This is a genomic window from Streptomyces sp. NPDC093221 (genome assembly GCF_044753885.1).
In the GTDB taxonomy this organism is placed as follows: Bacteria; Actinomycetota; Actinomycetes; order Streptomycetales; family Streptomycetaceae; genus Actinacidiphila.
In genome coordinates this window covers 213190-228392 of record NZ_JBIVOA010000004.1, presented here as the reverse complement: position 1 = coordinate 228392, position 15203 = coordinate 213190, and the positions used below count along the sequence as shown (strand labels likewise).

13 protein-coding genes are annotated in these 15203 nt (G+C 71.0%); 1 reads left to right on the top strand and 12 read right to left on the bottom strand.

Going from position 1 to position 15203, the window contains the following annotated elements; translation table 11 throughout:
- Positions 1–25: 25 nt before the first annotated feature.
- The 4 genes from ACIQCJ_RS17905 to ACIQCJ_RS17890 form a co-directional block, all read right to left on the bottom strand.
- Positions 26–2389, bottom strand: a complete 2364-nt coding sequence (locus tag ACIQCJ_RS17905; RefSeq protein WP_366823738.1) for a glycosyl hydrolase family 65 protein — start codon at positions 2387–2389, stop codon at positions 26–28.
- Entirely contained in the window at positions 2386–3129 is a 744-nt protein-coding gene (locus tag ACIQCJ_RS17900) for an HAD family hydrolase (protein WP_401722214.1), read from the bottom strand. The genes ACIQCJ_RS17905 and ACIQCJ_RS17900 overlap by 4 nt, the downstream gene beginning before the upstream one ends.
- Before the next feature lie 178 nt (positions 3130–3307).
- Positions 3308–3964, bottom strand: coding sequence for an SAM-dependent methyltransferase (locus ACIQCJ_RS17895; RefSeq protein ID WP_401853686.1), 657 nt, complete (start codon positions 3962–3964; stop codon positions 3308–3310).
- Between the two features lie 206 nt (positions 3965–4170).
- The gene (locus ACIQCJ_RS17890) at positions 4171–5208 is read right to left on the bottom strand and encodes an NAD(P)/FAD-dependent oxidoreductase (RefSeq protein WP_402711873.1); all 1038 of its coding nucleotides are present in this window, start codon (positions 5206–5208) and stop codon (positions 4171–4173) included.
- Positions 5209–5340: 132 nt separating this feature from the next.
- On the opposite strand from ACIQCJ_RS17890, the gene ACIQCJ_RS17885 reads away from it, so the two are divergent.
- Entirely contained in the window at positions 5341–6321 is a 981-nt protein-coding gene (locus tag ACIQCJ_RS17885) for an aldo/keto reductase (RefSeq protein ID WP_402711872.1), read from the top strand.
- 142 nt (positions 6322–6463) lie between these two features.
- Here the strand turns inward: ACIQCJ_RS17885 and efeU are convergent, their stop codons facing one another.
- From efeU to ACIQCJ_RS17845, 8 genes are all read right to left on the bottom strand, one after another.
- On the bottom strand, positions 6464–7321 hold the full coding sequence (gene efeU / locus ACIQCJ_RS17880; protein ID WP_355349232.1) for an iron uptake transporter permease EfeU: 858 nt from the start codon (positions 7319–7321) through the stop codon (positions 6464–6466).
- Between the two features lie 55 nt (positions 7322–7376).
- Positions 7377–8783 (bottom strand): iron uptake transporter deferrochelatase/peroxidase subunit, encoded by a 1407-nt coding sequence (gene efeB / locus ACIQCJ_RS17875; protein WP_402711871.1) that lies wholly within the window; start codon positions 8781–8783, stop codon positions 7377–7379.
- Between the two features lie 120 nt (positions 8784–8903).
- Entirely contained in the window at positions 8904–10046 is a 1143-nt protein-coding gene (efeO, locus tag ACIQCJ_RS17870; RefSeq protein WP_355349227.1) for an iron uptake system protein EfeO, read from the bottom strand.
- 248 nt (positions 10047–10294) lie between these two features.
- On the bottom strand, positions 10295–10828 hold the full coding sequence (locus tag ACIQCJ_RS17865) for a GNAT family N-acetyltransferase (protein WP_355349224.1): 534 nt from the start codon (positions 10826–10828) through the stop codon (positions 10295–10297).
- A gap of 76 nt (positions 10829–10904) precedes the next feature.
- Positions 10905–11894, bottom strand: a complete 990-nt coding sequence (locus ACIQCJ_RS17860) for a zinc-dependent alcohol dehydrogenase family protein (protein WP_402711870.1) — start codon at positions 11892–11894, stop codon at positions 10905–10907.
- Positions 11891–12769, bottom strand: coding sequence for an ABC transporter permease subunit (locus ACIQCJ_RS17855; RefSeq protein WP_391049820.1), 879 nt, complete (start codon positions 12767–12769; stop codon positions 11891–11893). The genes ACIQCJ_RS17860 and ACIQCJ_RS17855 overlap by 4 nt, the downstream gene beginning before the upstream one ends.
- Positions 12769–13734, bottom strand: coding sequence for a carbohydrate ABC transporter permease (locus ACIQCJ_RS17850; protein WP_402711869.1), 966 nt, complete (start codon positions 13732–13734; stop codon positions 12769–12771). Before ACIQCJ_RS17850 ends, ACIQCJ_RS17855 begins: the two co-directional genes overlap by 1 nt.
- Before the next feature lie 102 nt (positions 13735–13836).
- Entirely contained in the window at positions 13837–15201 is a 1365-nt protein-coding gene (locus ACIQCJ_RS17845; RefSeq protein ID WP_355349214.1) for a sugar ABC transporter substrate-binding protein, read from the bottom strand.
- Positions 15202–15203 lie beyond the last annotated feature (2 nt).

The window sequence follows — 15203 nt, the reverse complement described above, 5'->3', positions numbered from 1 at the left end:
ACCCCACCGCGTTCCCCGGACGGTCCTAGCCGGGCCGCTGATTGCGGCGGCGCGGCGCCCGGCCCGGGGGCTGCGAGGGCTGCGGCCGGTGCTCGATCTCCGGCAGGTCGCGGCTGACCGGGTGCTCCGCGGTCAGCATGAAGGACTTCTCGTAGTGCAGGACCTCGATCGGCTCGCCCTCCGCGAGGGTGTACGTGGCCTTGCTCCTGGTGACCTCGACGTGCAGCCGGCGCCCGCGGAAGGCCAGCCGGAAGGCGATCCGGCTGAGCGCGTCGGGCAGCCGGGGCGCGAAGCGGATCGGGTCGCCGTCGAAGAGCCGCATCCCGCCGAGCCCCGACACCAGCGCCGTCCACGTACCGGCGAGCGCCGCGATGTGCAGGCCGTCGCGCGAGTTGTTCTCCAGGTCGCCGAGGTCGATCAGCGCCGACTCGCCGAGGTAGTCGTAGGCCAGTTGGAGATGGCCGACCTCGGCGGCGATGATCGACTGGCAGTACGCCGACAGTGAGGAGTCGCGGACGGTCAGCGGCTCGTAGTACGCGAAGTTCCGTACCTTCTGGGCGTGTTCGAAGGCGTCGCCGCGCAGGAACATTGCCAGCACCAGGTCGGCCTGCTTGACCACCTGCTTGCGGTACAGGTCGAAGTAGGCGTAGTTGAGCAGCAGCGGATAGTGCGCCGGATCGGTCTCGGCGAAGTTCCACACCTGGTGCCGGGTGAAGCCCTTGGACTGCTCGTGGACCCCCAGCTCCTCGTTGTACGGCAGGGACATCGCCGCCGCCGCGTCCCGCCAGGCCGCGGTCTCCTCGTCGGTGACGCCCAACTCGGCGGCCCGGCGCGGATGGCGCTCGGCGGCGTCCGCCGCCGCGACGAGATTCGCCTGCGCCATCAGGTTGGTGTACGCGTTGTCGTCGCTGATCGCGCTGTACTCGTCGGGCCCGGTCACGCCGTCGATGTGGAAGGCCCCCGCGTGGTCGTGATGACCCAGGGACCGCCACAACCTGGCGGTTTCCGCGAGGAGTTCGAGGCCGATGTTCTCCTCGAAGTCCCGGTCGCCGGTGGTCGTCACATACCGCACCACCGCGTCGGCGATGTCGGCGTTGATGTGGAAGGCCGCCGTGCCCGCGGGCCAGTACCCCGACGCCTCGGCGCCGTTGATCGTCCGCCACGGGAACGCGGCACCGGCCAGGCCCAGTTGATGGGCGCGCTCCTGGGCCGCAGGCAGCGTGTTGTGGCGCCAGCGCAGCACCTCCGAGGTCGCGCGCGGCGCGGTGAAGGTCAGCACCGGCAGCACGGCCGTCTCGGCGTCCCAGAAGGTGTGACCGTCGTAGCCGGAGCCGGTCAAGCCCTTGGCGGGGATCGCCCGTTCCTCGGCCCGCGCACCGGCCTGCAGCACGTGGAAGAGCCCGAAGCGCACCGCCTGCTGGATCTCGGTGTCGCCGTCGACCTCCACGTCCGCCCGGTCCCAGAAGTCGTCCAGGTAGGCGCGCTGCTGCTCCAGCAGGCCGTCCCACCCGGTGTCGCGGGCGCCGACCAGCGCCGCGTCCGCCTGGTCGCGCAGCGCGGGCAGCGACCGGGTCGCCGACCAGCCGTACGCGACGAATTTCTCCAGCCGCAGCCGCTGCCCGGACTCCAGTACGGAGGTGATGGTGAGCCTGCTGACGTCGTCGTCGGACTCCGAGGAGACCTTCGTGGTCGCCTCGGGGCCGTCCACGCGGTGATCGGCGGCGGCGGCCAGCCGCAGTCCGCTGCGGGCCGTGGAGTGCACCAGCCGCAGCCGGGTGCCGGACGCGAAGTTCTCCTCCGGCACCAGCGGGTTCTCCAGCGCGGCGGCCCGCCGCGGGTCGCCCTCGCTGCGCGGCACCTCCTCGTTGGCCACCAGTTCCGACTGCACGACCACCCGCAGGCTGCCGTCCAGCGGCTCCACCTCGTACGCGACGGCGGCCACCGCGCGCTGCGTGAAGGACACCATGCGCGTCGAACGCACCCGCACCGCGCGGCCCGCGGGGGAGACCCACTCGCACACCCGGCGCAACACCCCGGCCCGCAGGTCCAGTTCACGCTCGTGCGAACGGATCGTGCCGTACCGCAGGTCGAACGGCTCGTCGTCCACCAGCAGCCGGATGATCTTGCCGTTGGTGACGTTGATGACGGTCTGCCCGGACTCCGGGTCGCCGTAGGCCGCTTCGGCGTACGGCAGCGGGTGCGTCTCGTGCAGCCCGTTGAGGTACGAGCCGGGCAGGCCGTTCGGCTCGCCCTCGTCGAGGTTGCCGCGCCAGCCGATGTGCCCGTTGGAGACGGCGAAGACGGACTCGCTCTGCGGCAGCACGTCCAGATTCAGTTCGGACTCGCGCAGGCTCCAGGGGGCGACCTCATAGGCGGGGTCGGTGATCACGCGGTCACTCCGATCAGGTCGGCGAGGTCCTTCACGACGGTGTCGGCGCCGTGCTCGCGCAGCGCGTCGGTCTGTCCGACCCGGTCCACGCCGACGACGAAGCCGAAGTGCCCGGAGCGGCCCGCGTCCATGCCGACCAGCGCGTCCTCGAAGACCGCCGCGCGGGCGGCGTCGAAGCCCAGCTCCTCGGCCGCGGCCAGGAAGGTGTCCGGGTGCGGCTTGCCCGGCAGATGCCGCTCCTTGGCGACAACACCGTCCACCCGTACGTCCAGCAGGTGCTCGATGCCCGCGGAGACCAGCACGTCACGGCAGTTCGCGCTGGACGACACCACCGCCGTGCGCAGGCCCGCCGCCCGTACCGCCTCCAGGTAGCGCACCGAGCCGGGGTAGGGGCGTACGCCCTCGGTGCGGATCTTCTCCAGCACGACGTCGTTCTTGCGGTTGCCGAGGCCGTTGACGGTCTGCCGGTCCGGTGGGTCGCCGTCCTCGCCCTCGGGCAGTTCGATGCCGCGGGCCCGGAGGAAGGTGCGCACGCCGTCGGCGCGCGGACGGCCGTCCACGTACGCGTCGTAGTCCGCCTTCGCGTCGAAGGGGCGGAAACCCTCGCCGTCCCTGTCCCGCAGGAAGTCGTCGAAGGTCTCCTTCCACGCGGCCGCGTGCACCAGCGCGGTCGGCGTCAGCACGCCGTCCAGGTCGAAGAGGCACGCTCGTACGCCATGGGGCAGTCCGATCTCCGTCATGCCGCACAGGTTCCCACTGATAGCCGACACCATGCCGACCAGGGGGTGAAGACCCCCCGTGTCGCCGAACGCCGGGCGGGCGGGAGGCGCGAGGTCCGCGACCCCGCCCGCGTCGCGCGTGTCGTGCGCCGGGTCCGGGTGCCGGGTCCGGGTGCCGCCCGGCGTGTCGTGCGCCGGGTCAGCCGGACACGGGGAGCCTGCGGACCTTCACGGCGTTGTCGGTACGCGTGGTCGGGCGCCCGTCGGGGTCGTTCTGGATCCGCTCGTGCTCCGCGCAGAGCAGCACCTCCCACGCGCCGTCCGGCAGTTCGAGGCAGGCCAGCACCTCCTGCGGCGAGGGCAGATGCACCTCAGGGTGCGGGTTCTTCTCCCAGGCGGGGAAGCCCGAGTGGCCGACGACGAGCAGGACGCCGCCGGGCGCGACGGCCGCCGCCGCTGTCCGCAGGATCTCCTCGCGCGGCATCTCGCCCGGGGTGTGCAGGAATTGGGCCGAGACGAGGTCGAACGCGCCCTCGGGGAAGGACACGCCGAGGTCGTGCCGCTGCCAGTCGATCCGGTCGCCGACGCCCGCCTCCTCGGCGTGCCGCGCCGCGCGGTCGAGCGCGACCCCCGAGATGTCGGTGGCGGTGACCCGCCAGCCCTGCCGGGCGAGCCAGATCGCGTCGCCGCCCTCGCCGGAGCCCAGGTCGAGCGCCCGGCAGGGGGGCAGCCCGGCCACCTCGCGGACCAGGACCGTATTGGGATCGCCGCTCCAGATCCGCTCGCTCCCGGAGTAGCGGGCGTTCCAGAACTCCTCGCCCTGGAGTTCCTCGGTCGCCGGAGTGTTGTCGGTCATCGGCCTGTCCTTGCCCTTCGTGAGTTTTGTGATCTTCGTGGAGCGCGCCCGCACGGGCGTGTCGCCGTCGTCCGCGCGGTGGCGTCGGCGCGTCGTTCCCTTACGGGTCGGTGCCGTCCTCGTACCGCTGGAAGCCGTCCTCGTACCGCTGGAAGCCGTCCTCGTACCGCTCGGTGCCGTCCTCGTACCGCTGGGAGCCGCGCGCCCTACGCGGTCGGCGCGGCGTCCGCCGAAGCGCGGCGCGCGGCCACCGCGGCCAGCGTCTCCTGCTCGGTCAGATCCGCGTTGATCGCCGCGGCGGCCCTGACACCCGCCGTGGCACCGCCGATGAGGATCTCGACAGGTGAGGCCACATTGCCGGCGACCCAGACGCCCGGCACGGCGGTGGCGCCGGTCGGATCGGCCTCGACGCGGGTGCCGATCGGCACCCCGCCGATCTCCTGCTCGACCGTGGTCAGACCGAGGTCCGCCAGCAGATCCGTCCTGGCGTCCAGGCGGGTGGACACCACCAGCGCCTGGCAGGGGATCACCCGGCCACCGGCCAGTGTCATACCGGTGAGCCGGTCGTCGGTCACCTCCACGGCGGCCACCTCGCCCTCGACCACGGCGATCCCGCGGGCGGCCAGCCGCTCGTACTGCTCGTCGTCCGGCTCGGGCGCGGTGTGCACGAAGAGGGTGACGTCCTGGCTCCACTGCCGCCACATCAGCGCCTGGTGCACCGCCAGCGGGCCGGTGCCCAGCACGCCGATCGCCTGGCCGCGCACCTCCCAGCCGTGGCAGTACGGGCAGTGCAGCACCTCGCGCCCCCACCGCCCGGCCAGCCCCCGCACCTCGGGCAGCCCGTCCACCAGGCCGGTCGCCAGCAGCAGCCGCTCGGCGCGCACCGCTGAGCCGTCGTCCAGCCCGACGCGGAAGCCGCCGCCGTCGAGCCGCGCGGCCGACACGACCCGGCCCTCGGCGGTCTCACCGCCGTAGCGCGCGACCTCCTCCCGGCCGGTGGCCAGCAGCTCCGCGGGCTTCGCGCCCTCGCGGCCCAGATAGTTGTGGATGCCGTCGGCGGGCGCGTTGCGCGGCTCGCCCGCGTCGATCACCAGCACCGAGCGGCGCGCCCGGCCCAGCGTCAGGGCCGCGCTCAGCCCGGCCGCCCCGCCGCCGACCACCACGACGTCGAAGCGTCGCTCGTCGGCCGCCTCCGGACGCGCCGCCGCCTGCCCGTTTCCGTTCCCGCTCACCTTGTCGGTCATGGTGACCACCTCCGAGCACGGAGCATCGGACACCTGGCGTGCGGGCGGCAAACATTGTTGCCGGAACAGCAATATTGATCCGGGTCGGCCGGGGTACCCGTGGACAAGGGGACCACGACGCGAGGAGACGGCATGGAGTACACCCGGCTGGGCACGACGGGCCTGAAGGTGTCACGGATCGCCCTGGGGATGATGAGCTACGGCGACCCGGCCAACCGGGCGTGGATGCTCGACGAGGAAGCGTCCGAGCCTCTGGTGCGGCGGGCCGTCGAGGGCGGTGTGACGTTCTTCGACACCGCCGACATGTACTCGCTCGGCCGCAGCGAGGAGATCACCGGACGGCTGCTGAGCAAGCTCTTCGCCCACCGCGACGACTACGTGCTCGCCACCAAGGTCTGCCTGCCGATGGGACCGGGCCCCAACGACGGAGGGCTGTCCCGCAAGCACATCCTGGCGGGCATCGACGCTTCACTGCACAGGCTCGGCACCGACCACGTGGACCTCTACCAGATTCACCGCTGGGACTACGAGACCCCCATCGAGGAGACGATGGAGGCGCTCGCCGATGTCGTCCGCTCGGGCAAGGCCCGCTACATCGGCGCGTCCAGCATGTTCGCATACCAGTTCGCCACCGCCCAGTACACGGCGAAGGCGGCGGGACAGCCGCGCTTCGTGTCGATGCAGAACCACTACAACCTCGTCTACCGCGAGGAGGAGCGGGAGATGATCCCGCTCTGCCGGGAGCAGGGCGTCGGCGCCATCCCCTGGAGCCCGCTGGCCCGCGGCCTGCTCGCCGGATCACGCGGCAGGGACGGCGAGCGCAGGACCGTACGCTCCGGCAGCGACGCCTACGCCGACGAGCTGTACACCGAGGCCGACTTCGACGTGGTCGACGCCGTCCGCGCCGTCGCGGACGAACGCGGCGTGCCCATGGCCCGGATCGCGCTCGCCTGGCTGCTCAGCCGACCGGCCGTGACCGCCCCCATCGTCGGCGCCACCAAGCTCGCCCACGTGGACGACGCCGTCGGCGCGGTCGAGGTGACCCTCACCGACGACGAGATCGCCCGTCTCGAAGCGCCTTACGTCCCGCACACGATCCGCGGCCACCGGTGACGTCCGTCGGCCGTGCGCGGGCCCCGGCCACGGGACCGCACGCGGTCCCGAAGCGGGCCGGTGCCTCAGGTCAGCGCGCGGTCTCGGAGCGGGCCGGGGCCTGAGTTCAGCGCGCGGTCCCGGAGCGGGCCGGTGCCTCAGGTCAGCGCGCGGTCTCCGGCTGCGACGGCTCGGGGGAGACCCGCGCGGCCGGGGCGGGGCGACCGCCGGAGCGGCGGAAGAAGAAGTACAGCGTGGGCACGAGGTAGACGCCCCAGGCGCAGACCTGGAGCACCGTCGGGTCCGGCTGGAAGTTGAAGACGCCCTTGAGCAGGGTGCCGTACCAGCTGTCCGGCGGGATCGTGGAGCTGATGTCGAAGGCCAGGCTGTTCAGGCCGCCGATCCAGCCCGCCTCCTGGAGGTCGTGCAGACCGTACGCGAGCACACCGGCCGCGACCACGACCAGCATGGCACCGGTCCAGGTGAAGAACTTCGCCAGATTGATCCGCACCGCGCCCCGGTAGAACAGCCAGCCCAGGATCACGGCGGTGACCAGACCGAGCATCGCGCCGATCAGCGGACGGACGCCGTCGTCGCTCGACTGCACGGCCGTCCACACGAACAGCGCCGTCTCCAGGCCCTCGCGGCCGACGGACAGGAAGGCCGTGACGACCAGCGCGGTCGTGCCCATCGCGAGCGCGGCGTCCAGCTTGCCGTGCAGCTCGGCCTTCAGATGCCGCGCGGTGCGGCGCATCCAGAACACCATCCAGGTGACCAGCGCGACCGCGATGATGGACAGCGAACCGCCCAGCGCCTCCTGGGCCTTGAAGGTCAGCTCCGACGAACCGAACTGGAGCAGCGCGCCGAAGCCGAAGCTCAGCAGCACGGCGGCGCCGATGCCGGTCCAGACCGGCGGCAGGCTCTCGCGCCGCTCCGACTTGACCAGGTAGGCGATCAGGATGCAGACGATCAGGCTGGCTTCCAGGCCCTCTCGCAGGCCGATCAGATAGTTGGCGAACACGGCGGTACTCCAGGGGCCGGGACGGGTGGGACGCTGGTCGGGGGGAGGGGCGGGGTCAGCCGAGCAGGGACTGCCCCCACCATTCGCCGGATTTCCGGACGCCGGGCGGGCAGGCGAAGTGCGCGGAACCGACGTGCTGGATGTACTCGTTGAGCGCGTCGCTCGCGGCGAGCCGCCGCTGCAACGGGACGAACGCCTTACGTGTGTCGCGCTGGTACGCGAGGAAGAACAGACCCGCGTCCAGCCGCCCCAGACCGTCCGAGCCGTCGGTGAAGGAGAAGCCGCGGCGCAGGATCATCTGCCCGGCGTTGCTGTCCGGATGGGCCAGGCGTACATGCGCGTCCTTCGGCATCAGCCCGAGGTCGGGCGTGTCGCGCTCGCGCTGCTTGCCGTACGGCGCGCCCTCGCCCTTGGTGCGGCCGAACACGTCCTCCTGCGCCTGGAGGCCCTCGCGGTCCCAGGTCTCGATATGCATACGGATCCGGCGCGCGACCAGGTACGAGCCGCCGGTCATCCAGTCGGGACCGTCCCCCGGCCCCGCCCACACATGGCTGTCCAGCGTCGATGTGTCGGTGCCCGACACATTGTGCGTGCCGTCCTTGAAGCCCATCAGATTGCGCGGCGTCTGCGCGTCCGGCGTCGTCGAGGACGTCTTGCCGAAGCCGAGCTGCGACCAGCGCACCGACACCTTGCCCATGCCGATCCTGGCGAGATTGCGGATCGCGTGCACCGCGACCTGCGGATCGTCCGCGCACGCCTGGACGCACAGGTCGCCGCCGCTGCGGGCCGGGTCGAGATTGTCGCCGGGGAAATGCGGCAGGTCGATCAGCGCCGCAGGGCGCCGGGCCCGCAGACCGAACCGGTCGGTGCGCGTGCCGTCCTCGGCGACCTGCTCGAACAGACTCGGGCCGAAGCCGACCGTGAGGGTCAGCCGGGAGGCGGGCAGGCCCAGCGCCTCACCGGTGTCGTCCGGCGGCGCCTCGGCCGGCCCGTCCACCGCGCCCGTGCCGACCTCGCGTCCCGCCGTCATCGCGGCGGCGGCGCTCGTCCACTCCTTGAGCAGCGCGGCCAGTTCCGCCTTGTCGTCGGTGAGGACGTCGAACGCCGCGAAGTGCAGCCGGTCCTGAACGGGGGTGGCGATGCCCGCCTGGTGCTCACCGTAGAAGGGGACGGAGCCGTCGGAGGACGCGGAGCCGCCGTTCGTACCGCTGGTCACCGCCGCCGCGACCGAGCCGCCGCCCGCCGCGCCGAGGGCGAGTCCGGCACCGGCCCAGCCCATGACCGCGCGGCGGCTGAGCGCCCGGTGGGTACGGTCGTCCGCGGATGTGTCGGTGCTCGTGCTCGTGTCGGTATCCGTGCTCGTGTCCGCGGTCGTGCCCTGTGGGGCGGTCGAGGCGGGCTCGGCGCCCTCGGGGTCTGCGGGGGTGGACTCGGTGCCGCCGGTACCGGCTGCTTCGTCCATGAACGGTGGCCCTTCTATCGGTTCTGCGTCGTGCGTACCGCAGCCGTGACCCTCCCTGTGCGGGAGTGCCACGGCTCGGTGAGCTGCGGTTTCGGCGCCCGGGCAGCCGGGCGCCGAGGGTTACTTGGCGGGTGCGACAGCCGCGGCGAGCTTGGACAGCGGCTCGGCGAGCGAGTTGACCGCGTCGGAGAACGCCTTGCGCTCCTTCTCGGTGACCTTGTCGTACGAGACGAAGCCGTCGCCCTGCCGGTACTTGTCCAGCAGCGTCTGGATGTCGGCGAATTCGGTGTCCAGGGTCTTGGACAGCGCCGGGTCCTTCTCGGCGGCGACCGGCTTCAGCAGCTCGTACGCCTTGCGGGCACCCGCCACGTTCGCGTCGAAGTCCGACAGGTCGGTGTGGCTGTAGCGGTCCTCCTCACCGGTGACCTTGCCGGTGGCGACCTCGTCCAGCAGCTCCTTGGCGCCGTTGGCCATGCTGGTCGGCGTGATGTCGGCGGTGCCGACCCGCTTCTGCCAGTCCTTGAGGTCGGCCACCAGCGCGTCGGCGAGGGTGCTGTCCTCGGGGGTCAGCTTGCCGTCGGCCCACAGCGCCTTCTCCAGCCGGTGCCAGCCGGTCCACTTCTGGCCGTCCTCCAGACCGTCCTCGCGGGTGTCGGTCTTCGGGTCGATGTCACCGAAGCTCTCGGCGACCGGCTCGGTGCGCTCCCAGCCGACCCGCGACGGGGCGAAGGCGGCCTTGGCCGCGGCCACGTCACCGGCCTTGATCGCGTCGGCGAACTTCTGCACCAGCGGGATCGTCAGGTCGGCCTGCTCCTGCGCGTACTTGCGGTACGAGGCGACGGCCTCGTCGAGCCGCGGGTCACCGGGCTTGGGCGCGTTGGCGCCGGTCACGGTGATCTTCTGCCGGATGCCGTCGCCCTTCATGCCCGGCTTGCAGGCCACCTCGTACGTGCCCGCCTTGATCTGCGCGGTGATGGTGGCGCTGGTGCCGGGGCCGATGTTCTCCCGCTCGGTGACGATGCGGTCGCCCGGCGCGTAGACGTAGACCTCGGTGACCTTGGAGCCCTTGTTGTGCACGTCCAGGCTGACGGAACCGGCGGGGAACTCCGTGCGCGAGACCTTGCAGGAGCTGTCGGCCGCGTCCACCCGTATCGCGCCGTCGGACGAGGCGTCGTTCTTCTTCGCGCAGCCGGTGACGGCGGCCGTGCCGAGGACGACCAGGGAGAGCAGGGCGACAGCGGAGGCTCTGGGCACGGCAGGCATGGGTCAACAACTCCACGGGCGGGAAAGGGGCGAAGACGACGACAGGTGCGCAGGCAGGGAAAAACACACGGTTTGCCTTAGGCAAGGCAAACCTTAGTGAAAAGCCTGTGACGTGTCCATGTGATCAGCGTCGCTCCCCGACAGGCCGACAGGCCGACAGGCCGGCGGACCGACTGACCGACTGGCCGACCGGCGGGCCGACCTGGCCGACGGGTCGGCCGACCGATCCGGGCCCGGTCCTCCGCGGCTCAGGCCCGGTATTCGGTCAGGTCGATCGCGTGCACCCGCACCGGGCGGCCGGACACCGGGTGGGTCGTCGTGCGGTCCGGGACCATGCCGAGCTTGCGCATCACGTTCTCGGAGGCGTCGTTGCCGAGCTGCGCGATGCTGATCACGCGGTCGAGGCCGCGGTCCTGGAGGGCGAACTCCAAGGTGGCGTGAGCGGCCTCCGACGCGTAACCCTGCCCCCAGAACTGGCGGCCGAGCCGCCAGCCGATCTCCACCGCGGGCAGTACCTCGGGCAGGAACGTGGGCACGGACAGCCCCGTGAACCCGGCCAGTTCGCCCGAGGCGAGGAGTTCGACGGCGAAGAGGCCGAAGCCCTCGTCGTCCCACTCCTCCTCCCACCGCTCGATGGACTCCGCGGTCTGCTCCAGGTCGCGGGGCAGCCCGTCGCCGATGTAGCGCATGACCTCCGGGTCGGCGTTGATCTCGGCCATCGGCGCGATGTCGTCCTCGCGCCAGCGGCGCAGGACCAGGCGGGGCGTGCGGATCTCGGTCATGGCCCCATCCTGTCGAAGTCCGCGGCCGGGTCACAATCGGCTTCCCCGGCGGACACGGCCGCGGCGCCCGCAGGGCTCAGGGCACCACCTGGATCTTCCGGCCCTTGCCTGCCTTGAACCGCTCGAGCGCCGACGCGTAGTCGACCAGCGGCAGCCGGTCGCTGATGAAGACCTCCGGGTCGAGCACCCCGCCCGCGAACAGCTCGGCGGCCCGCTCGTAGCTGTGCAGGACGGCCATCGAGCCGGTGATCGTGATCTCCTGGTTGTAGATGCGGTACGGCTCGATCGTCGCGCGCGCGGCGTAGTCGGCCACGCCGAACTGGAGGAAGGTGCCGCCCTTGCCGACCCGGTCCAGCGCGTCCTGGATGGCCTGCGCGTTGCCGGTCGCGTCGATCACGACGTCCCAGCCGCGCGGGCGGGCGATCTCGTCCGCGTTGGTCGCCACCCGCGAGCAGCCCAGCGCCGTGGCCGTGGTCAGCCGCTCCTCGTTGATGTCGACGACGTCGACGGTCGCGGCGCCGGTCCGCTTGGCCAGCTCCAGCATCATCAGGCCCATGGTGCCGGAGCCGTAGATCAGTACGTGGCTGGCCAGTTGGCTGCGCAGGATGTCGTAGCCGCGTACGGCGCAGGACAGCGGTTCGATCAGCGCCGCGTCCACCGTCCGTATGTGCTCGGGGAGTTTGACGCAGTTGGCGACCGGGGCGACGGCGAATTCGGCGGCGCCGCCGGGGACGGTCACGCCGATCGCGGCCCACCGCTCGCACAGATTGCTCCGCCCGATCCGGCAGTAGTGGCACTCGTGGCAGTACAGCGACGGGTCGACCGCCACCTGGTCGCCCACGGCCAGCTCGCGGACCTCGGAGCCCACGGCGACGATCTCACCGGCGAATTCGTGCCCCGGCACGATCGGCAGGGTCGGGGCGAACTCGCCCTGGAGGATGTGCAGATCGGTGCCGCACAGACCGCAGGCCGCGACCTGGACCACGACGTCCCGGGGGCCGGGCGCCGGGTCGTCGACGGTCTCGATGCCGACGACACCGGGGGAGCTGATGACGGCTGCTTTCACTTGACGGCTCCAAGAGAGAGGCCCTGGACGAGCTTGTCCTGGGCGGCGAATCCGGCGGCCAGTACCGGCAGGGATATACAGACGGCGGCGGCGCACACCTTGGCGAGGAACAGGCCCTGGCTGGTGACGAATCCGGTGAGGAACACCGGCGCGGTACCGGCCACCACACCGGTCAGCACCCGCGCGAAGAGCAGTTCGTTCCAACTGAAGATGAACGAGATCAGCGCGGTCGCGGCGATCCCCGGGGTGACGACCGGGGCGATGATCCGTACCAGGATGGTCGGCAGGCCCGCGCCGTCGATCGAGGCGGCCTCCAGGATCTCCACCGGGACCTCGGCGAGGAACGAGCGCATCATCCACACCGCGATCGGCAGATTCATCGAGGTGTAGAGCAGGATCAGCAGCCAGATGTTGTCCAGCAGACCGGCGTTCTTCGCGATCAGATAGACCGGCAGCAGGCCCGCGACGGCGGGCAGCATCTTGGTCGACAGGAAGAAGAACATCACGTCGGTCCACTTGCGCACCGGCTTGATCGACAGCGCGTAGGCGGCGGGGAAGGACAGCACCAGTACGAGGGCGGTGGAAACCGCCGCCGCTGTCAGGGAGTTGACCAGCGGCGGCCACGGGCTGACGCCGGTGCCGGAGCCGAAGAACTCCCGGTAGCCGTGGAGCGTCAGTGACGCCCCGAGCTTCGGCGGGTTGGTCGCCGCGTCCTGCTCGCTGTGGAAGGAGGTGAGCACCATCCACGCGAAGGGCAGGAAGAAGACGATCCCGCACAGCCAGGCCAGCAGGCCGAGCAGTGAGCGGTTGCGCCGCTCCTTGCGGGCGGCGGGTGCCGTACGGCGGCGGGCGGTGGTCACGGAGACGGTAGCCATCACCGGGTCTCCTCTCGGAACAGCGACGAGACGGTGCGCAGCGCGAAGGTGGCCACGATGATCGACAGGATGACCACGATGACGCCCGCGGCGGACGCCTGCCCGTAGTCGTGCGCCTGGTAGAAGGTCGTGTAGACGGTGTAGGGGAGGTTGGCGGTGCCGAGACCGCCGGAGGTGATGGTGAACACGGCGTCGAAGTTCTGCACCACGTACACCGACCCGAGCAGGGCCGCCAGTTCGAGATAGCGGCGCAGGTACGGAAAGGTCAGATAGCGGAAGATCTGCCAGGTGCCCGCGCCGTCCACCCGCGCCGCCTCGGCGATGTCCATCGGCCGGCTCTGGAGCCCGGCGAGCAGGATCAGCATCATGAACGGCGTCCACTGCCACACCAGCGACGCCTCGACGGCCAGCAGCGGGTGGGTGGACAGCCAGTCCGGCTGCGGCGCGTTGTCGCTGCCGAACAGCTTCCACAGCCAGTTGAGCGAGCCGTTGATCAGGCCGTACGACGCGTTGTACAGCGCGTGCTTCCACAGCAGCGCGGACGCCACCGGTACCACCAGGAACGGCGTGATGAGCATGGTGCGCACGATGCCCCGGCCGAGGAACTTCCGGTCGAGCAGCAGCGCGAGGCCGAGGCCGAGCAGCAGGCTGACCAGGACCACGGAGACGGTCAGCACGACCGTGGTGGTCAGGGCGTGGCGCAGTTGCGGGTCGGTGAACTCTTCCTTGTAGTTCTGGAGGCCGGCGAAACCGCGGTCACCGGGGTCGAGTGCGTTCCACCGCATGAACGAGATCACCAGGGTGCCGACGAACGGCAGTTGGGTGATCACGATCATGAAGACCAGGGCCGGCAGCAGCGGGGCCCGTCGGACCCAGGCGCCGGGGGACCGGCGCGCGGCGGGCGGCGCAGGCTCTTGCTCGGTCTGCGGCGCGCGGATGCGTCTGGTGAGGGATGGGGTGCTCATGGTGTCAGTCGTCTCTCTCCGCTTCGCGCCCCGGGCCCGCCGCCCGGCCCCGTCGTGCGGGGGGCCGGGGGCGGCCGGGACCGTCGGGTGGGGCGGTGGCGGTCAGTTCCCCGCGTACTTGTCGGCGACCTTCTCTGCGAGCTTCTGGCTCGCGGACAAGGCGCTCTTCACGCTGGTCTGGCCCGCGATGGCGGAGCTGATCTGCTGCGAGACCTGGGTGCCCAGATCGGTGAACTCGGGGATGCCGACGAACTGGATGCCGGGCGCGGGCCGCGGCTGGATGCCCGGGTTCGTCGGGTTGGCCGCCTCGAGCGCGGTCTCGGTGGCCTTGGCGAACGCCGAGGCGGAGGCGACGTAGTCCGGATTCTGGTACGTGGAGGTGCGCTTGCCGGCCGGGACCCGCGACCAGCCCAGTTGCTTGCCGACCAGTTCCTCGTAGCCCTTGCCCGAGGCCCACGAGATGAACTTCCAGGCGTCGTCCTGGTGCTTGCTGGCCTTCTGCAGGCCCCAGGCCCAGGTGTAGAGCCAGCCGGAGCTCTTGGTCTGGTCGACCGGAGCGGGCGCGTAGCCGAGCTTGCCCGCGACCGGTGAGTCCTTGGCCTCCAGTGAACCGGCCGCCGACGTCGCGTCGTACCACATGGCGACCTTGCCCTGCTCCAGGTCGTTGAGGCACTCGGTGAACCCGGCCTGCGGGGCTCCGGCCTCACCGTGGGCGCGCACCAGGTCCACGTAGAACTGCGTCGCCTTGGTGAAGGCGGGGCTGTTGACCTGGGCCTTCCAGTCCTTGTCGAACCAGGTGCCGCCCATGGTGTTGACCACGGTGGTCAGCGGGGCGATGACCTCGCCCCAGCCTGGCTGGCCGCGCAGGCAGATGCCCTTCATGCCGGACCGCGCGCCGTCGACCTTCGCGGCGAGGTCCGCGACCTGGGCCCAGGTCGGGTTGGCGGGCATCGTCAGGTTCTTCGCCGCGAAGACGTCCTTGCGGTACATCAGGAACGACGACTCGCCGTAGAAGGGCTCGGCGTAGATGTCGTTCTTGTACGTCAGCGACTGCTGGAGCGCGGGCAGGATGTCGCTCTGCGCGAAGGCCGTGTCGGACTTGGTGTGCGCGGTGAGCGGGGCGAGCCAGCCGTTCTTGGCGTAGATCGGCGTCTCGTAGTTGCTGATGGTCGCGACGTCGTACTGGCCGGCCTGGCTGGAGAAGTCCTGGGTGATCTTGTCCCGGACGTCGTTCTCGGGCAGCACCGTGAAATTGACCTTGATACCGGTGGACTTGGTGAAGTTGGCGGCGGTGAGCTTTTGAAGGTCCTCCATCTGCGGGTTGTTGACCATCAGTACGTTGATGGAGTGACCGCCGGAGCTTCCGCCGGAGCCGCCGGCGCCGGAACAGGCCGCGAGCAGGGTGCCGCAGACGGCGAGGGCGAGCGGGGGCAGCAGGCGGGGAAGGCTTCTCGTTCTCGGTGTCATGA